Here is an 18959-nt window from a genome sequence, read left to right on the forward strand (position 1 = left end):
GCAGGTGCGCCTGATCACAGACGGCGGCGCCAGACGGCGCGTCTTCCTCTTCGGCCTCGACGGCGCCACCTGGACGCTCCTGCGCCCCTGGGCCGAGCAGGGATACCTTCCGGCACTGGCCCGGTTGACGCGCGAGGGCGCCTGGGGACCTCTGGAGTCCACCACTCCTGCCTCCACGCCGGTCGCGTGGAACTCAATGGTGACCGGTGTCTATCCCGGGAAGCACGGCGTCTTCGGGTTCGTCAAGCGCCGGCCCGACAGCTACGAACTGGAGATCATCACGTCCCGCGACCGGCGGCGGCCGGCCATCTGGAACCTGCTGGACGCCGCCGGCCTGCGGTCCATCATCGTGGATGTGCCCTTCACCTACCCGCCGGAGCCGGTCAACGGCATCATGGTGGCCGGGTTGGGAACGCCCGATGTTACAACGGAGTTCGTTCACCCGCGGTGGCTGCGCGATGTAATCCTGCGGGAGTTTGGGTCCTTCCCGCTGGACATCTACTATCACGGCGATGTGGAGGCCCTGGTCGAGGACGCCCGGCGCCTGACCGAGCACCGGATGGCGGTAGCGCGCTTCCTGCTGCGTGAGTTCGCCTGGGACTTCTTCATGCTAGGCCTGATGACCACCGACCGGCTGCAGCACGTGGCTTGGCGTTTTCTGGACCCAGGCCATTCGCGTTACGACCCGGAGGAGGCGCGGCGGTACGGCCCGCTGGTGCTGGACTACTACCGCCGGGTGGACGAGGCCATCGGTGAGCTCGCCGGTATGATGGACACCCGCACGGCATTCCTGATGGCGTCCGATCACGGCTTCGGGCCGATGGAGCGCAGTCTGTCGCTGCTGCGCTGGCTGGGGCAGGCCGGCCTGGTAGCGCTGGGCGGGCGGTGCTGGGAGTACACGCCGCCAGCGCGGCCGCAGCCGTATGTCGCCAGGGGGCCGGGCCGCGTGATTGAACGACCCAGCGGCGCCGGCCCGGCCGGTCTGACGTTCGAGGTGGATCGGCCGGACGAGTTCGCCGGCGCTGTATTCCGGCTCACCGGCCTCGATCCGCACTGCCGGTACGAGCTGAGGGCCGCCGTGGCCGATGCAACCCCGGGGATCCTGTTGGAGTTCGACGACCTGGCGCGGCCCGGGAACCCGATCATCGGCGGCGGGCCGGTGCATGGGACCTCAGGGGAGGTTTCCACGGTGTTCCAGCCCCGGACCCCGGACCTCGACCTCTTCGTCGGCATGACGACCTACGGCGGGAACCCAACCGGGCGCGTCACCCTGAGTGCGCTCACGCTGGCCCAGCGCGAGGACTGGTCGCGGACGCTGGCCTACGTCCTGGATACCGGCGACGCCACCGAAGGCCGCCGCATCCGTCTCAACGTCCGAAGCCGCGAGCCTAACGGCAACGTGGAGCCGGGTGGGGATTATGATCGGGTGTGCGCGCGCATAGCCGACGGCGTGCTGGCGTTACGTGACGACGACGGCCGACCGCTGGTCAGCCGGGTCTATACCCGTGACGAACTGTACCGCGGGCCCCATGCCCACGAAGGCCCTGATCTGGTGGCCGTTTTCGCAGAAGGGGTCGGCGGAGCCGGTCCTACGCCTGAACTGGCCGGGTACTCGTTCGACGGACCGGTGAGCGTGCGGGTGGCGAAGGGCAACTCGGGCAACCACCGGCCGGATGGTATCTTCGTCGCATGGGGGGCGGGGATCGGTCCGGCCCGGCCCGCCGACGCGCGCATCGTGGACGTCTGTCCCACGGTCCTGCACCTGCTAGATGTCCCGGTTCCTCCCGATACCGACGGTCGCGTGCTTGCGGAGATCATGGTGGCGGGCGGTGCCGGAGATTCTGTTGAAGCTCCGGCGAGCGGCGGCGCGCCCAGTCCCGTGGCGGTCCCGCAGCAGACGCCCGAAGGCGGCGAACCCTACACCGACGACGACCGCCGAAAGGTAGAGGAGCGTTTGAGGAAGTTGGGCTACATCGAGTGAGCCGCCGGCAAGTGCTGGTGATCGGCCTCGACGCGGCGGAGCCGGACCTGGTCTTCGACCGCTGTCGGGACGAACTGCCCGTGCTCCGCTCCAGGATGTGGCATCGAGAGTTCTCTGCGTTCTCGCCATCGCACCGCCCGATGGGATGCTAGGTGGCGGCGGGGTGCGCCGAGAAGTACTATCCCCAATCCTCCGGTACTCCGGAGATCCTCGGGGAGCGATGTGATCACCGAACCCGCCGGCCGCCGTCGTGTCTTCTTGTTGGGCCTCGACGGCGCCACCTGGACACTGTTGCGGCCCTGGGTAGAGGAAGGGTATCTTCCAACCCTGGCCGGACTCATGGCCGGCGGCGCAGCCGGCGTGCTGCGCTCCACTTTGCCGCCGGTCACGCCCGTGGCCTGGACCTCGATGGTCACGGGCGTGCACCCCGGCAAGCACGGGATCTTCGGGTTCGTCAAGTCCCAGCCCGACCGGTACGCGCCCACGGTCGTCACCTCCCGCGACCGGCGCCGGCCGGCGCTCTGGAACCTGCTGGACGCGGCAGGGCTGCGCTCGATTGTCGTAGATGTACCGTTCACGTATCCGCCGGATCCGATCAACGGGGTGATGATCGCTGGTCTGGGCACCCCCGACGTCAGCGCGGACTTCGTCCATCCCCGGCCGCTGCGCGAGGTGATCCTGCGCGAGTTCGGGACGTATCCCCTGGACATCTACTACCGCAAGAACCCCGAGGGCATGCTGGAGCAGGCCCGGCGACTGACCAACCATCGGTTCGCTCTGACCCGGTTCCTGCTGCGCGAGTTCCCTTGGGAGTTCTTCATGATGGTCCTGATGCCGCCCGACCGGATCAGCCACAATTTCTGGTGGGTGCTCGATCCCGCACATCCCCGGCACGACCCCGCCGAGGCCGCCCGCCTGGGGCCGTTGGTGCGCGACTACTACCGACGTCTGGACGGCGCGGTCGGCGACCTGCTCGGCCGGTTGGATTCCGATACGGCATTCCTTGTCGCCTCAGATCACGGCTCCGGCCCGCTGTGCCGGACCGCTATGCTGGGCAGGTGGCTATACGGGCAAGGGCACCTGGCTGCAGGGAGCTGTCGTTTCGCCTTCGCGCCGCCCGACCACGCTCCGGGGTTTGCCACGGTCGGCGCCGGGCGCGTGCGGCAGCACGGTGCCGCAGGGATCATCATCGAGGTTGATGACCCCGAAACCCATGCAGGCGCGCTCTTCAGGATTCCGGGACTCGATCCCATGCGCCGGTACAGGGTCACGGCGCGCGTGAGAGATGCGACTCCAGGTGTTTTGCTCGAACTCGACGATCTGGCCTGCCGCGAGAACCCCATCATCGGCGGTGCCAGGCTGGCTGAGGACGCCACGGAGGTCACAACCCTGCACCAGCCGCGCGGCGACTCAATGGACCTCCTGGTTTGTCTGACGACCCACAACGGCAACCCGTCGGGCCGAGTGACGCTGGAGTCGCTGACGCTCGATGAGGTCCAGGATTGGTCGCGCACGCGGGCCTACGTGCTGGATGCCAGCGAGGCGCCCCAGTCGCAGCGCATCCGGCTCAACGTGAGGGGCCGCGAACCGCAGGGGATTGTCGAGCCAGGTGGAGAGTACGAGTGGCTGCGGCAGGAGATCGCCGAGGGGCTTCTCAAACTGCGGGGGCCAGACGGACGGCCAGTGGTGAGGGCTGTCCACCGATGGGAAGAGGTCTACCGCGGTCCCTACGGAGAGGACGGCGGGGATCTGCTGATCATCTACGAGGACGATGTATCCGGGGCAGGTCACGATACCCCCACCCGCATCCATGCGCTGGACGGGCCGGTCGTCCAGGACGCGTCCGGCCGCATGTCGGGAAAGCACCGCCCCGAGGGGATCTTCGTCGCCAGGGGGAACGGCATCGCCCGCGGGCAGGCGCTGTCCCTGGACATCGTGGACATATGCCCGCTCGTCCTGACCCTGCTCGGCGTGCAGGCGCTGGATGATCTCGACGGCCGGATCCCGCCCGGGATGCTGTCCGCCGCTCAGGCCCCGGACGCCGCGCCATCGGCGGCCGTTCCGCAGGCCGCCGCCCCAGAGGTCAACGACGCATACAGCAACGAGGACCGCCTGAAGGTCGAGGAACGCCTCCGGCGGCTGGGATACATCGAATGACGGCCGCGCCCTCCGCCAGCGTCGTCATCCTCAACTTCAACGGCCGCGAACACCTGCCCGACTGCCTGGGCTCGCTGGTTGGCCTCGACTACCCGCGCGATCGCCTGGAGATCCTGGTCGTGGACAACGGGTCCACCGATGGGTCAGTAGAATGGGTGCGCCAGCACCACCCAGATGTGCGCGTTGTGGAGCTGGGTGCCAACCTCGGCTTCGCCGAGGGGAACAACCGGGGTGCCACCGAGGCCCGGGGCGAGTTCCTGGTCTTCCTGAACACAGACACCAGGGTCACCCCCGGCTGGCTGCACGCGCTGGTGGCGCCCCTGGCAGGAGGCGATTCGGACATCGCCGCCACTGCCTCGAAGATGCTCGACTGGGAAGGCGCGCACCTCGACTTCCCGGTGTACGCCACCCTCCTGGGCATGCCGTATGCCTCGCGGGAGGCCCGCCGGCACCGCCGGCCGGAGGACTATGCGCGACCGGGTGCGCTGCTGTTCCCCTCTGGCGGCGCTATGGCGGTCCGGCGCGATGTCTTCCTAGACGCGGGTGGGTTCGACGCGGACTTCTTCATGTACCACGAGGATGTTGACCTGGGATGGCGCCTCTGGCTCCTGGGGTACCGCGTAGAGTATGTTCCCGATGCCGTCGTGTACCACAGGCTGGGCGGATCCTCGCGCGGTGACCCGGCGCAGTTGTACTTCCTCAATGAGCGGAACGCCCTGTTCACCGTGATCAAGAACACCGGAGACGAACGGCTGGCCCGACTGCTTCCGCTGCTCCTGTTGTGGCTGGTCGAGCGGACCGGACTGTACCTGCGCCTGGATCCCGCGAAATACCGTCCGGGCAACGACCCGTCCACGCGGATTGAGTCGCAGGCGGTGCCGCCAGGATCGCTGGCCGGGATCGCGGCCGTGATGGACATGATCAGACACCTCCCGCGCCTGATCGAGAAGCGGGCCGCGGTCCAGGCGCGCCGGGTCCGTACCGACGAGGAGATCGCCGCGCTCCTCGACCTGCCCCGCGAGGTCTTCGTGCAGATGATGCTCGGGGCGGACGTGGACTTCACGCCGACCGTCCGCCTGCTCGATGAGTTCGGACTGGCCGCGGGTGAAACGTCGCTCTTTGGGCGGCGGCTGCGCGATCTCGGCATGGCGCTGCCAGTCGGAGACCCCGCGGCGGGCACCAGGTTAATGGAATGCCTGCTGTACCTGGCTGACCACACAGCCGAGGAGACGAAGGCGACATTCGGGTCCGGTGTGCTGCAAGCGCTTGTGCAACGCACAGGGATCCCGACGCGGGACCTACAGATGCTCGCGCGCGTCCTCGTCGTCACGGGGTCGCGGATGCTCGCGGGCATCGGCCCGGAACAGGGTATGGCCGCGATCGAACAGGGCCAGGAAGGCCCGTCCGGCGCCCTGCTCGGCCTGATGCGGGAGGCGCTCTGGCGTGACGCGGTGTTCTACCGGGAGGAGCTTGCCAAGCGGACCGACCAGCTCGTCGGGGTGCTACGCGACGCGCAGGCGCGTCTTGAGGATCAGGCGGCCCGGGAGGCCGCATGGCGCGGACGGGAGGAATCCTGGGCGGCAGAGCGGACCGCGCTGCAGGCCGCGAAGGGGGCCGCCCACGCCGCCTGGGAGCGCGCCGAGGCTTCGCTGCAGCAGGTGCTGCGGTCAAGGTGGTACCGGCTCGGGCATCTGCTGGCCGTCTCCTGGAGGCTGGCGACGCACCCGAGGTACGTGGCTGCCAGGATCCAGAACCAGGTCTGGCACTGGGGGCGCACCCTGCTCCCAACGTCGGTCAAGCGGTGGGTCAAGCGGGCGGTCCTGAGGCAGCCGCAGGATGCCTGGGGGACGCCGGTGGTCTTGCCCATCGGGAGCGGGTCAGCCGCGGCGGCCGCCCCCCCGACTCCGGCTCCGCCGGTTCCCACCCATGCTGGACCGCCGCTTGTGGTGGGCGCCCCGCTTCCGAGGCGGGCCGGGTACGATCTGATCGTCTTCGCGGTGATCGACTGGCAGTTCCGGTTCCAGCGCCCCCAGCAGCTCGCGTGTCAGTTCGCCGCCGACGGGCACCGGGTCTTCTATGTGAGCATCACGTTCGACGACGCCCCGGACGGACGAGCGGAACAAGGCCCGCGCATTACCTCCCTCCGGCCCGATGTTTATGAGCTGCGCCTGCGCGGGCCATCCACGCTGAGCGTCTACCGCGACCGCCTGAAGGGGGGGGTCCTCGAAGGCTTCGTCGCGGCCTTCGAGCGGCTCCGGGAGGAGCAGGGGATCGCGGATGCGGTCAGCCTCGTTGATCTCCCGTTCTGGGGCCCGTTGGCCACGCGCCTGCGGGAGCGTTTCGGATGGAAGATGATCTACGACTGCATGGACCGTCACGGTGGCTTCTCGACCAACGACACGTCCATGCTCGCCGATGAGGTGACCCTGGTCCGGGAGAGCGATCTCGTGGTGGCGACCTCGCGGGCGCTCTACGAGGAGCAGCGGGCGCACAACGCGAGGTGCCTCCTCGTGCCGAACGCGGCAGACTTCGTGCACTTCAGCGTCCTTGTCGGTGAAGCCCCGGCCTGGCTCCAGAACCTGCGCCGGCCTGTGATCGGTTACTATGGCGCGATCGCCGACTGGTTCGACACTGCGCTCGTGGGCGACCTGGCCCGCCTTCGGCCCCAGTGGACGTTCGTGCTGGTCGGCAGCACCTTCACCGCGGACCTGCGGCCGCTGGAGGGGCTGCACAACGTCCACCTCCCCGGGGAGCAGCCCTACGCCAAACTCCCGGCCTTCCTACACTCGTTTGACGCATGCCTCATCCCGTTCAAACGGCTCCCCCTCACCGAGGCGACGAACCCTGTGAAGTTCTACGAGTATCTGAGCGCGGGGAAGCCCGTCATCGTCACGCCGCTGCCGGAACTTGAAGAATACGAGGCGGAAGGCCTGGTTTCTTTCGCCGGGACGGCGCCGGAGTTCGCCGATCAAATCGAGCGGGCGCTGGCCACGGATTCGCCTGATGCCATCGGGCGTCGGATGCGGTTCGCCGGGCAGCACACCTGGGGCGCGCGTTACCTGCAACTGCAGGAAGCGATCCGCCGGCTCCATCCCAGGGCGAGTATCATCATTCCCACCCACAACAACCTGCACCTGACCCGGTTGTGCCTCGGCGCGATCCTTCGCAACACTTCGTGGCCCAACTACGAGATCATCATCGTGGATAACGCCTCGTCCGACGAGACGTCGGCCTATCTGCGGGACCTGGAGGGCCGGCACGACAACGTGCGCTGCATCTTCAACGAACGGAACGAGGGGTTCGCGCGGGCCAACAACCAGGGCATCGCGGCCGGGACCGGAGACTACCTGGTGCTGCTCAACAACGACACAATGGTCACCCGCGGATGGCTGACCGCAATGATCCGGTACCTGGAGGCGCACCCGGATGCCGGCATGATCGGGCCGGCCACCAACCTAGCGGGCAACGAGGCCAGGATCGTCGTGGACTACACCAACGCGGACGAGATGGAGGCGTTCGCCGAGCGGTATGTCCGCGAGCACGTCGGGGAGGTGCTGGAGCCTGCCATGCTGGGGTTCTTCTGCGTGGTGATCCCGCGCCGCGTGCTAGACCAGGTGGGCCTGCTGGACGAGCGGTTTGGGATTGGGATGTTCGAGGACGACGACTACTCTCGCCGGGTGCGGCAGGCCGGGTACCGGTTGGTGTGTACCGACGGCGCGTTCGTGCACCACTTCCACAGCGCGACGATGCGGCGGTTCAGCGAGCAGGAGTACCTGCGCATGTTCGAGACCAACCGGGCGAAGTTCGAGCAAAAATGGGGGGTGCGCTGGGCTCCTCACCGCTATCGCTGGCAGCGGTGATCCAGGTTCAGCTTGGGACTACCACCACCGCCGGGGAATACCCTTCAGGGCCGCTGCCGCCATGCCCTCGCGGATCCGTTCCTCGAGGATCTCCTTGATCGTCCGGTCCAGATCTGAGTTCCCCAGGCGGTTCACGATCTCGATGTATCTTGTCTGTACCCTGTGTGTCTCCAGCCGGAGGCGGCGGAGCAGAGAAAGATCCAGGGATGCCGGCAGCGTCGGGCAACGCCCGAGTAACCCCGCCGCCTGCAGGCAGATCAGGGTCCTGACGCACTTCTCGCACTGGCCGCAGTTGTAGGCACCGTCGGGGTTCTCCCAGCACACGCGCAGTTGGTCCAGCGCGGCCGGCCAGCGCCCGATGAGTCGGAGCTTCTCGATCCGCGTAGCCTCGGCCCCGTCGTGGCGGAACCTCAGCCGTTCCGTGGACCAGAGCGGATCGAGGAGAGCGTGTGACCCCCACGGGTAGATGCGCGCGTAGGTCTGGTCTCCGGCGAAGTAGATGGGGTCAAGGAGACCCTCCAGGGCGAGGCCGATGCTGGCCATTGCCGCTCCATGGTAAATTCTGCCCCACGCCAGCCGGCCGTCGCTGAGGTCGCGGATGTTGGTCGCAACAGGGACGAGTCTCTTGCGGAACGCCCTTGCCGTCGCTGCGGTTCGTGGGAAGACCTCGCCGATCAACTCAGCCTTCGGCCCGCGAAGGGGGATGTCGAAACCGCGCACGATGATCAGATCATTGACTGCCGGTCCGGTGCGGGCTCCTTCATCCTCGTGTTTGAGCAGCGTGTACCATGAGTCCACGCCCAGCGTGAAGAACAGCCCGGCGCGCGGCGGTCCGGCTCTCGGTGGCGTCAACTCGGTGCGGAGAGGGGCCTCAACCGGGACAGGGGACAGCCGGCCGTCCCAGAAGTGGTAGATCGTCTGAATCTCACGCGCGGCGCGAAGGAGTCTGGGCGAAACCGCGGCGTGTATTGTCAGCGGCTCTCCGGCTCTCATAGCCGGGGCCAGCAGCGCCGCCAGGAACGGGTCGCCGTTCTCCGGATCAAGGAACGGTTTGAGCGCGGCCGGGAAGCGGTACCAGAGAAGGAACGGCTGCTCCAGCATGCTGCTCTGGACCAGCGCCCGGAGCTCCACCTCGTCCCCGGCGTCTGCTAACTCGATGCGCGTCACCAGCACCTCGTGATCACCCCTCAGCGCCGCGGAGCCGGCGCCCAGCCGCCGACTGGCCCAGAGGCCAGAGTTCTCGCCTTCGCGAGCGCTTCCTCGGGCGAGTTGGCCCAGTGCGTCAACGCGCAGCCCTGCGTCCAGGTCTCATGGAATGCCTTGAGCTTCCCGAAGCGGGTGTCCAGGAGCACGTGCGGAATGCCCAACAGCAGGCAGAGGATGTGTCCGTGCAGCCGGTCTGTGATCACGACCCTGCCCCTGGAGAGCGTCCTGCACCCCCGCTCGAGCCGATGCCCCGCGATGAGATCGAACAGCCAGGCCTGGAGTGCCCACGCCGGTCCAACCGAACGCCCCCTGCGGGCTGTCTGCCGCGTAGTGAGGCGCGCCGCAGCCACCAGCCTCGAGGCCTGATCGCACCGCCAGTCCAGCCGTTCTACCCCCGGCTCCTCGATTCCGGGCAACGCCCCTCGAGTCTCCTTGTCGCTTCGTGCCAGCAGCAGCACGTCCACCTCTGGTTGCGCGGGTCGTCTGAGGTTGCCCAGGACGAGCGCCATGTCAGGGCAGAGCAGGCTCGTGGCCCGGAACTCGCTCCGCGCCAGATCGAGGCTCCGCCTGTCCCGCACCAGGAGCACGAGGTTGGGATGGGCGTCGAAGACAGCCCGGGCGCGCCGGAGGTTCTCCGAATCCTGGAAGGTGATCGTCTGCGGCAACTGGACGATCCTGCGGTCGGGGAAGTCCGCGATCACCCTCTCGCGGAACCGCTGGTGGTGCGGCCATAGATCCCCGAGATTCCCCCCTCCTTGCAGGAGGATGACTCCGTCCGCAACCCGGGCAGCCAGCAACTCCCGGTCATAGGTCTCGATGGTGCATCCGTAGGCGGTGCGGATGCCCGACCGGCGCAGCCACCTTCTCTCCCCCAGCCAGATCGCGCTGTCGCCCACGTTGCCGTAGTCCGGAAACTCGACTAGCGCGCACGCGGCGCCGTCAGGGATCAGCGGCCGGAGGACCTCGTCAATCCGGCGACACAGCGAAGCCACTGGTGAGACGCTGCTCATTGCCCGCCGTGGCCTCCTCTGACGCCGGCCCGAGGCCCACGCCGGCCGTTGCGGAGCGTCGCCAGCCTCTGCTGAATCTCGATGCCGACCCTTAGCAGTACCCCTTGCAGCATGGACCCCAGGCGCAGGAGCGTCAGCTTCCTCTCCTGCGGATTGTTGAAGACCACGACGATGAGCCTTTTCATCTCGGACAGAAGGAGACGGGCGATCCACCGATCTCCTCGCAGCGCCTGTTTGCAGAGGAACGCCCCCCACCCGCGCATGTAGTTCAATCTCGACCGGCGGTGGGCATCCGGCGAGGCCCGGTTGTGATCGTGATACACGAGGGGCAGGGGACTGTAGAGCACCTTCTGGCCCGACCTGACCGCGCGGTAGTTGAAGTCCGTGTCCTCCCCGGATCCTGCCAAGCTCCCCGCTCCGAGGGCCACGTCGAACGTCCCGACCCGAGCGGGAAGCGAGGCGCGCAGAGCCATGTTGTTGCCTGTTCCTATCTGACGGGGATGACAGGGAAACGCGTGATACGTCCTGGACAGCGACTTCCGCGTGCTCAGTTCAGGCTTCTCCGGGGAGAGCATCAGGGTCCGCCCGGCCAGCAGTGCCAGGTCCGGATCGGTAGTGAACTCGGCCAGGATCTCCCGCAGCCAGGAGCGGTCCACCTGCACGTCGTCGTCCGTGAAAGCTATGATCTCTCCCCGCGCTTCTCGCAATCCTCGATTCCTGGCATGGGAGATGCCCTGCGCGGCCTCGAAAGCATATCTGACGTTCAGGCCCGTTGCCCAGGCGAACTCCTCGACGACCTCGCGCGTGGCGTCCTTCGACCCGTTATCCACCACGATCAACTCCCAGGCCACGCCAGGGGCAATCTCCATGGCCGCGAGGCTCTGGAGGGCGCGCCCCAGGCTGGGGGCGCGGTTGCGGGTGCAGACAATTACCGAGACCATGCCGGATACTCATTCGGCCTCTGCTACCGTGGGTCCCTCCCGCAGGCGATCTTTCGCCGTCCATGGAGAGGTGACCCGGCATGGCGCACAGAACTACCGGGCGACAGCACGAGGGAGATCAACCCTCTCAGATGAGAATCCTTCTCACGTACGTAACCATCGGTCGCGGTGGCGATGCCGTCCAGTGGCTGGCGCTGGCCGAGGGCTTCCGGCTGGAGGGCCACGCCGTGACCCTCGCCGGTGCGAACGTCATCAGACCATACAGCACCGGCACCGCAACGGCCAGGCTGCGAGGGATCGTGCGCCGCCTCCCCTGGTGGATCCGTGACGGCATCGAGATCGTCCTCAGCGGCGTCACGGTCTGGCAGGCGTGGCGCGCGGCCCGGCGTCATGGGGCGGATCTCATCGTGCACAGGGCGACCACCTACGATCTGGTGGGCGTGGCGTTGGCGTGGCTGCTGCGGGTGCCGCTCGTGGCGCACCTGGACGCGCATGTCCCGGTCGAGCGCCGGTATCGCTCGGAGTCGTACTGGCGGTGGCTGCACGAGCGGGCCATGGCTCTGCTGGGCCGGCATGCGACGCTCGTCGTGACGCCCTCGAGGCCGGTCCGGCACTACTACCGCGAGGTGGGAATACCGCCCGGCAAACTCCTGGTGCGCCGTAACGGCGTCTTCGATCGCCACCTCCGACTTGGCCTGGAGGCCGTGCGCGCTTCGCCCCCGCTGGCGCGCGGGCCGGTGTGCGTGTTGGGCTTCGTCGGGAGCCTCTCGGACTGGCACCGGGTGGACTTGCTGCTCGACGCGCTGGCCCGCCTGGTGGCGATGAACGGGACGACGGCATATCGGCTGGTGATCGCAGGTACCGGCCGGGAAGAGGCGCACCTGAAGGACCAGGCCGAACGCCTGGGGGTCGCGCACCTCGTGGAGTGGCGGGGTCCGCTCTCCCATGATCGCGCGGTTGCGACGATGGCTGAGTGCGACATCGCGGTCCTGCCCTCGACGCTTGCCACCGGTGCACCGATGAAGCTCTCGGAGTACGCGGCGATGGGGCGTCCCATCATTGCGCCGGCACTCCCCAACATCCGCGACCTTTTCACGCCTGGGATCGAAGCGGTGCTGGTGGAGCCGGGCAGTGCGGCGGCCATTGCCGCGGCGGTGGTCTTGCTCGCCAGCGACCCCGAGGCAGCGCGGCGGATCGGACGCGCCGGCCAGGCCCGAGTCCTGGGATGCACGTGGGAAGCAACGGCCCGGCTGATGGTTCGCGCGACCCTCGCGCCTGAAGGCGGGGCCGCCGACCGTCTCGATGTGGAAGCCATGGAAGGAAGGAGCGCATCATGCTGCCCGGGATCCACATCCGGACCCTCAAGAAGCTCGTAGATGACCGCGGGTTCTTCATGGAGGCGCTGCGGGCAGACTGGCAGGACCTGCTGAGCGACGATACCATCGTGCAGGCCAACCTGTCCCTGAGCTACCCGGGGATGATCCGGGCCTGGCACCGGCACCTGCGGGGGCAGGTGGACTACTTCCTCGTGCTGCGGGGAGCGATGCGCATCTGCGCCTACGACGATGACGCCGCCTCGGCCACCTGTGGCGATCTCACCGAGGTGGCGGCCAGCGGCGATGTTCCCCAGGTGGTGCGCATCCCGGGGCACTACTGGCACGGCACTATGGCGCTCGGCGTAGAGCCGTCGCTGACGATGTACTTCACGACCCGCCTGTACGACTACCAGCGGCCGGACGAGGAGCGCCGGCCCTGGAACGATCCCGCGATCGTGGACCCCCGCAGCGGCCGGCCCTACGATTGGCTGCGGCCGGTCCACAAGTAGGCCGCCCCATGGCCAACGTGCTTGTCACCGGCGGCGGGGGATACATAGGGTCCATCCTCGTCGAGACCCTGCTGGATGCCGGCCACGCAGTAACCGTCCTCGACCGGTTCTTCTTCGGACGCGAGGCCCTCGATGGCGTGGCAGGCCATCCCCGGCTGCGCATCGTGCAGGACGACATCCGCTGGTGCGCGCCCGAGGTGCTCGACGGGATCGAGGTGGTCATGGATCTGGCGGCGCTCTCCAACGACCCCGCCGGCGAACTCGATCCCGAGCGGACCCTGGAGATCAACCATCAAGGTCGGGTGCGGATCGCCCGGATCGCGCGCGAGCGGGGCGCGGCCCGGTACATCCTGGCGTCGTCGTGCAGCATCTATGGCTTTCACGAGGGAGTGGTGCTCGACGAGGCGTCGCCGCCCAATCCACTGACCACTTACGCGCAGGCCAACCTGCTGGCCGAGCAGGATACGCTGCCGCTGGCCGGGGATGGGTTTGCCGTCACGGTCCTGCGCCAGGCCACCGTCTACGGCCTGTCCCCGCGGATGCGGTTCGACCTGGCGATCAACGGCATGGTGCTAGGGCTGCACAAGCACGGGAGGATCCCGGTCCTGCGCGACGGCACTCAGTGGCGGCCGTTCGTGCACGTCCGTGACACCGCGCGGGCCTTCGTCCTGACCATGGACGCGCCCGTCGAGCGTGTCAGCGGCCAGATCTTGAACATCGGCTCGGACGACCAGAACGTTCAGATCCTTCCGCTGGCCGAGACGGTGGCTCGCGCTGTGGGCCGGGACGGCGCGACCGAGTGGTACGGGCTACCCGACCACCGCTCGTACCGGGTCAGCTTCGGTAAGGCCCGAGAGGCGATGGGTTTCCTGCCAGCGTGGACGCCTGAGCAGGGCGCGCAGGAGGTGATGGCCGCGCTCGAGGAGGGGCGCGTGACCGACGGCCCCCGCACGCTGACGGTCGCGTGGTACAAGGCTCTGCTCGAGTGGCAAGACCGGCTGGCCGGGGTGGTCCAGCGTGGCCGCATCCTCTAGCCCCCCAGCCCCTTCCAGTCCCCGCGTCGCCATCATCGGCGCCACGGGGCAACTTGGGTCAGACCTCGTCCGCGCGATGGAAGATCGGGCGCCGGTTGGGTTGAGTCATGCCGACATCGAGGTGACGGACGGGCCGTGTGTCCTTGATCGGCTGGCGGCCATCGCGCCCGATGTTGTGATCAACTGCGCGGCGTTTCACCGCGTTGATGAGTGTGAGGTCCGCCCCGAGGAGGCGTTTCGGGTCAACGCGCTCGGCGCGCGGAACGTCGCCCTGACCTGCGCCAGGCTGGGGGCATTGGCCGTCTACATCAGCACCGACTACGTCTTCGGCGGCGAGGCCGGCCGACCGTACGTGGAAGGCGACCCGCCACGCCCGATCAATGTCTACGGCGCATCCAAGCTGGCCGGCGAGCACCTGGTGGCCGCGGTCGCGCCCCGCCACCTGATCGTGCGGGTCTCCAGCCTGTTCGGGGTCGCTGGGGCCAGCGGCAAGGGAGGGAGCTTCGTCGAGACGATGATCCGCAAGGCCCGGGCCGGGGAGGCCATCCGGGTGGTGGACGACATCGTGATGTCGCCGACCTACACGGCCGATGCCGCTGCCGCCCTGCGCGGACTCATCGCGGGCGGGCACACCGGGATCGCACACGCGTCGAACGCGGGCGCCTGCAGTTGGTTCGAATTCGCGCGGGCGATCTTCGCCCTGCTCGGCTGGGAGGTGGACTTGCAGCCCCAACGCTCGGCCGATCAGCCGGCGGCGGCGAGGCGGCCGCGGTACTCGGCCCTGGAGTCGTCGCGGCTGCTGGCTTTGGGCTTGGTGCAGGCGCCGTGGGAGGACGCGCTCCGGCGGTACCTGGAGGCGAAGGGATACCTGAGCGCCAGGGGAGAACCGTGAGCGCGCCTCCGACAGATCTCTTTATGCACGAGCACCTGAAGGCGCTGGAGCCAGGCGCGCGCGTGCTGGATCTGGGATGCGGCGGCGGCAGCTTCCGGTACGCGGACTTCGCGCACCTCCAGATAGCTGCCCTGGACCTGGAGCGGCCGGCTGAGGCCGATGCGTGGCCGCAGCACGTACGGTTCCAGCAGGGTTCCGCCGAGGCCCTACCCTTTTCTAACGATACCTTCGCCCTGGTGCTTGCTAACTTCGTCTACGAGCACACGCAGGACTTCACGCGGGCCATCGTCGAGGCCGAGCGGGTGCTGGTACCAGGAGGGACCGTCTACCTGTCGGTCCCCAACGCGAAGAGCTTCGAGGACGATTTGTACCGGGCGCTGTTTGCCGGCGGCGGCCACCTCCAGAGGTTTGGGCTGCCGGGGATCTTGCGGAAGGTGTACGCGCACACCGGGCTTAAGCTGATGGCGTTTGCCGACTGGCCGGCGGGTTTCACTTTCTTCGAGGGCCGGGAAGGCCTACGCCAGTTCACGCTGGCCCTGGTGGCAGCACTGCGCCGGTCGGGCAGGGCCGACCTGGCGCTCCGATCGAACTTCATGATGGCGTTCCGCAAGATGGAGGGGATCGGCTACCGGACCGTCGCCAGGGTCTGCACTTACTGTGGCAGCGGCGGGGTGGAGGAGCTTCCGGCTGGCGAGGCCGGCCCTGGCTGGGAGTGCCGTAGCTGCGGACGGACCTGGGAACCCAGGCCCCCTCGTCTGGACGATCTGGACCGCCTCGAAGCGGAGGCGCAGGGGCTCTTGAGCGCGCATCCCCATAAACGCGGTGCGACTAGTCTTCGACCGCCGGATCCCAGGGGCCGCAGCGGCTGGCTGGATCGTCTGACGAGGCGCGTCCTGGGTCTTCGTCGGACATAGGTGCAGGGGCGCGGTGTATGCTGTTTGAGCGCGGATCGGTAAGCAGGTCTTCGGACCGGTTTGTTACAGCCCTGGCCTGGTTCCTGCTGGTCTGGGCGGTGTTCCTGGTCTGGCACTATGCCTCGACCGTCCTGAAGGTCCGCTCGGTCCCCGAGTTCCTTGGGCTTACGTTGCTGGCGACCGTGCTGGTTGTCGGGGTGCCAGGTGCTCTGTTGGCGCACCTGGAGCGACGCCGTGGCCGCCGCATCGCGCTTTCGGTCCTGCTGGTGCTGGGAGGCGCACCGGCGGCGTACCTGGCGGCGGCGTCCGGCGTGGCCGAGGCCGCTGCCGCGACGCTCTTCCTGCTGGCCGCGGCCTACGGCTTTGGGACGGCGGTGGCCGGCTGGGCAGGGCTTGACGAAAGGCAGCGGGGCTGGCAGGGCGCGCCACTGGCGGTGACAGTCGGGCTGGCGGTGCTTGTCGTCCTGGCGATTTGGGCCGGTGGGGCTGGGGTGCTGGTGAGGCCCGTGACCGTGGCGGTCGGCGCCTTTGGGATCATCCTGGCGGGCGTGGGGCTGCGGCGACTGACAGCAAGCTGCGGCGCCGAATCTCCGCCGGAGCCGGAGCCGGTGGGGATGCAGTGGTGGTGGGGTTGGATCGTGCTGGTGCTAATCGGCCTGGTGGGGGCCGTCGCCCCTGAGATCCGCCACGACGCCCTGGCGGCCCATCTGCCGATCGCCCGCGAGTTCGCCGTCCGCGGGGCGATCGTTGAGATGCGGCAGAACATGGGGAGTTACTTCCCACTCAACGGGACGATCCTATATGCCCTTGGGATGACGCTGGTAGCCGGGGAGGCGGTCCCGAAGCTCCTGCACTTCTCGGCGGGTGTGCTCAGCGGTCTGCTGACGTATGATCTCGGTGCGCGGCTCTGGCAGCCGAGGGTGGGACTGGCAGCGGCGGCGGTGGTGGCCTCCACCCCGTTGATGCTGTGGGTCGGAGGGAGCAGCTACACCGATCTCTGGATCGTTCTGTTTGTGCTAGGTGCCGCGGGGTCTCTGCTGCGCCTTCACCCCCTCTCACAGAAGTGGGCGATGATAGCGGGGTTGCTGGCAGGTGCAGCCGTGGGGGTCAAGGTCACGGCATTCGTTGTAGTACTCCCTATGGCGGCACTTGTCCTCATGAGACCAGCGGAATCCTCGCGTGCCGGCCGGTGGCGCGTGGTCGTCCCTCTTGGCCTCGGGTTCCTGTTGGGTGGCTCGTTCTGGTATTGCCGTGCATGGTTGCTGACAGGCAACCCGGTGTTCCCCATGCTGAACGCGGTGTTCAAGAGTCCCTACTGGGATGCAACAAACTTCAGATTCAACATGGACGTGTTCGGCATGGGCACCGGGCTGCGAGATGCTCTGCTGCTCCCATGGAGGATAACCTTCCACCCGCAACGGTTCGTCGAGAGCGGAGACATCGGAGTGGCCTATCTGTTCCTGCTGCCGGTGGCCATGCTTGCCGCGGCGCGCCGGCAGGTTCCGGTCTGGATGTGGGGAGGCGTTCTTGCCGCGGGGTTGTTGTGGTTTCTGATCAACCAGTACGTCCGGTACTTCCTCCTGGTCCTGCCGTTTGCCGCACTTGCCGGAGCCGCGGGGCTGCTGGCTGATCGAGGATCTCTCGGCCGGTGGAAGCTGCTGGTTGCGTCTCTGGCCTTGGGAGTCACCGTTGGCATAGGAGGGTGGATAGCAGCGGGCCCGTCTCGTTTTCCGATTGAAGTGGCGCTGGGACGCATCTCACGGACTGCGCATGTCGCTGTGCGTGTCGCCGGATACAGTGTGGCCGAGTACGCGCAGCACTCGCTTCCCAGATCAGCCCGTATCTACGGCGTGGGCGTACCGCAGCCGTTTTACTACGATCGTTACTTCGTTTCCAGTGCGTTGCTCGGTCGAATGATCAGCCCTGCGCTTCGAGGGCGCGTCCTGCGTGCCCGCTCGGGGGCGGAAGCAGAGCGGATCCTGTCTGAGTTCGGCTATACGCACGCGGTCGTGAACCGAGAGCACGATTCGGTCGTGCGGCGGCGCACAACCGGTAGTTGGGCTTCTAGAGAAGCGTTCTGGGAGGAAGGCCCGCGGCTGGAGTTCGCGTACAGGGAGTACTACCTCTTCGGTCTGGGTTCGGACTCCGGGGGCGGTCCTCGCGTTCGGGGACGTGACTTGCTGCAGAACGGCGGCATGTCGGGCGAGGTGGGTGCCCCGCCGGCCGGATGGGACAGGCATGGGCCCGTGAGCCTGGAGCCGGCAGGGCCCGGAATCGCCGGGACGCACGCGCGCATCGCCCCAAGCGGATACATCGTGCAACGGCTCACGGTGACGCCGGATCGGTTGTATGTGCTTGAGGCGGAAATACGCGGGGCCTCTTCGTCCACGTCCGCCAGGCTGTTCATCCAGTGGTTCGACAAGGGTGGCAGGGTGATGGATTACACCACGTGGCGACAGGTGACGGTCGGGCCCGGTTGGACACGCTACGCCATGGCCTGCGCGGCCCCGCGCACGGCACGCAGCGCCCAGGTCTGGTTGATCGCCGCGGAGGGAGGCGATGTGGAATTCGACAACGCGGCCTTCTATGAACTGCGGTGAGCCTAGGGCCGTTGCGGAGATCACGCGGATTCGTACTAGAGAGTCCTCATGAGTGAGGATCACCAACAGATGCCTGGGGCGAAGTCAGGCGACCACTTAGGGGAGGACCGCAGTCAGGGCCAGATAGTGCTGGGCTGGTTCCTGCTGGCCTGGGCGGTGTTCCTGGTCTGGCACTATGCTGCGGTTGTCCTGAAGGTACGGTCGGTCCCGGAGTTACTGGGGCTGATGTTGCTGGCGACCGTGCTGGTTGTCGGCGTGCCGGGTGCTCTGTTGGCGCGCCTGGAGCGGCGGCGCGGAAGGACTTGATTAGGGAAGTGGCTGCCTGAGGGGCTCTGGCCGTGATCGCTTTTGCATGCAGTTCAGAACTTGACCGATATCGGGAGGACGGGTGGTGCGATGGGGCGAATGGAATCAGCCATCTACCAGCCGAGCGCGGCCTTCGAATGAATACCAGGGGTTGCTCTCTGGGTCTCAACTTGAATGAGGACACCCTCTCCGACCGACGACAACGATGAGGATGCCGTCAACCGTAGCGCTCC

At 67.6% G+C, this 18959-nt stretch carries 14 protein-coding genes; 11 read left to right on the forward strand and 3 right to left on the reverse strand.

Going from position 1 to position 18959, the window contains the following annotated elements:
• Positions 1-4 precede the first annotated feature (4 nt).
• From RDU83_09535 to RDU83_09550, 4 genes are all read left to right on the forward strand, one after another.
• A complete protein-coding gene (locus RDU83_09535; protein MDQ7841253.1) occupies positions 5-1981 on the forward strand; it encodes an alkaline phosphatase family protein in 1977 nt (658 codons plus the stop codon).
• On the forward strand, positions 1978-2133 hold the full coding sequence (locus RDU83_09540) for a hypothetical protein (GenBank protein MDQ7841254.1): 156 nt from the start codon (positions 1978-1980) through the stop codon (positions 2131-2133). Before RDU83_09535 ends, RDU83_09540 begins: the two co-directional genes overlap by 4 nt.
• Before the next feature lie 70 nt (positions 2134-2203).
• On the forward strand, positions 2204-4138 hold the full coding sequence (locus RDU83_09545; GenBank protein ID MDQ7841255.1) for an alkaline phosphatase family protein: 1935 nt from the start codon (positions 2204-2206) through the stop codon (positions 4136-4138).
• Positions 4135-7998, forward strand: a complete 3864-nt coding sequence (locus RDU83_09550; protein MDQ7841256.1) for a glycosyltransferase — start codon at positions 4135-4137, stop codon at positions 7996-7998. The genes RDU83_09545 and RDU83_09550 overlap by 4 nt, the downstream gene beginning before the upstream one ends.
• An 18-nt stretch (positions 7999-8016) precedes the next feature.
• Here RDU83_09550 and RDU83_09555 read toward each other — a convergent pair whose 3' ends face one another.
• The 3 genes from RDU83_09555 to RDU83_09565 are packed head-to-tail and all read right to left on the reverse strand — an operon-like array spanning position 8017 to position 11155.
• Positions 8017-9165: a hypothetical protein gene (locus RDU83_09555; protein MDQ7841257.1), complete on the reverse strand. Its 1149-nt coding sequence runs from the start codon at positions 9163-9165 to the stop codon at positions 8017-8019.
• A 20-nt stretch (positions 9166-9185) separates the two neighbouring features.
• Entirely contained in the window at positions 9186-10214 is a 1029-nt protein-coding gene (locus RDU83_09560) for a polysaccharide pyruvyl transferase family protein (protein MDQ7841258.1), read from the reverse strand.
• The gene (locus RDU83_09565) at positions 10211-11155 is read right to left on the reverse strand and encodes a glycosyltransferase (protein MDQ7841259.1); all 945 of its coding nucleotides are present in this window, start codon (positions 11153-11155) and stop codon (positions 10211-10213) included. Before RDU83_09565 ends, RDU83_09560 begins: the two co-directional genes overlap by 4 nt.
• Positions 11156-11286: 131 nt before the next feature.
• On the opposite strand from RDU83_09565, the gene RDU83_09570 reads away from it, so the two are divergent.
• From RDU83_09570 to RDU83_09600, 7 genes are all read left to right on the forward strand, one after another.
• Complete coding sequence (locus tag RDU83_09570) at positions 11287-12531, forward strand: glycosyltransferase family 4 protein (GenBank protein ID MDQ7841260.1); 1245 nt, start codon at positions 11287-11289, stop codon at positions 12529-12531.
• Positions 12489-12980 (forward strand): dTDP-4-dehydrorhamnose 3,5-epimerase family protein, encoded by a 492-nt coding sequence (locus RDU83_09575; protein MDQ7841261.1) that lies wholly within the window; start codon positions 12489-12491, stop codon positions 12978-12980. Before RDU83_09570 ends, RDU83_09575 begins: the two co-directional genes overlap by 43 nt.
• A gap of 8 nt (positions 12981-12988) precedes the next feature.
• Positions 12989-14014 carry an SDR family oxidoreductase gene (locus tag RDU83_09580; GenBank protein ID MDQ7841262.1) on the forward strand — a complete coding sequence of 342 codons (1026 nt, stop codon included), beginning with the start codon at positions 12989-12991 and terminating at the stop codon, positions 14012-14014.
• Positions 13998-14906, forward strand: a complete 909-nt coding sequence (gene rfbD / locus RDU83_09585) for a dTDP-4-dehydrorhamnose reductase (protein MDQ7841263.1) — start codon at positions 13998-14000, stop codon at positions 14904-14906. Before RDU83_09580 ends, rfbD begins: the two co-directional genes overlap by 17 nt.
• Positions 14903-15820, forward strand: a complete 918-nt coding sequence (locus tag RDU83_09590) for a methyltransferase domain-containing protein (protein ID MDQ7841264.1) — start codon at positions 14903-14905, stop codon at positions 15818-15820. Before rfbD ends, RDU83_09590 begins: the two co-directional genes overlap by 4 nt.
• A 17-nt stretch (positions 15821-15837) precedes the next feature.
• Positions 15838-18420, forward strand: coding sequence for a glycosyltransferase family 39 protein (locus RDU83_09595; GenBank protein MDQ7841265.1), 2583 nt, complete (start codon positions 15838-15840; stop codon positions 18418-18420).
• A 69-nt stretch (positions 18421-18489) separates the two neighbouring features.
• Entirely contained in the window at positions 18490-18726 is a 237-nt protein-coding gene (locus tag RDU83_09600) for a hypothetical protein (protein MDQ7841266.1), read from the forward strand.
• Positions 18727-18959 lie beyond the last annotated feature (233 nt).

This window comes from bacterium, assembly GCA_031082185.1.
Lineage (GTDB): Bacteria > Sysuimicrobiota > Sysuimicrobiia > Sysuimicrobiales > Humicultoraceae > VGFA01.

What these genes read in the sequence shown, in the direction of transcription:
- RDU83_09600 (MDQ7841266.1), top strand. Translation starts at nt 18,490, where the DNA reads ATGCCTGGGGCGAAGTCAGGCGACCACTTAGGGGAGGACCGCAGTCAG.
- RDU83_09595 (MDQ7841265.1), top strand. Translation starts at nt 15,838, where the DNA reads ATGCTGTTTGAGCGCGGATCGGTAAGCAGGTCTTCGGACCGGTTTGTT.
- RDU83_09580 (MDQ7841262.1), top strand. Translation starts at nt 12,989, where the DNA reads ATGGCCAACGTGCTTGTCACCGGCGGCGGGGGATACATAGGGTCCATC.
- RDU83_09560 (MDQ7841258.1), bottom strand. Translation starts at nt 10,214, where the DNA reads ATGAGCAGCGTCTCACCAGTGGCTTCGCTGTGTCGCCGGATTGACGAG.
- RDU83_09570 (MDQ7841260.1), top strand. Translation starts at nt 11,287, where the DNA reads ATGAGAATCCTTCTCACGTACGTAACCATCGGTCGCGGTGGCGATGCC.
- RDU83_09550 (MDQ7841256.1), top strand. Translation starts at nt 4,135, where the DNA reads ATGACGGCCGCGCCCTCCGCCAGCGTCGTCATCCTCAACTTCAACGGC.
- RDU83_09565 (MDQ7841259.1), bottom strand. Translation starts at nt 11,155, where the DNA reads ATGGTCTCGGTAATTGTCTGCACCCGCAACCGCGCCCCCAGCCTGGGG.
- RDU83_09575 (MDQ7841261.1), top strand. Translation starts at nt 12,489, where the DNA reads ATGCTGCCCGGGATCCACATCCGGACCCTCAAGAAGCTCGTAGATGAC.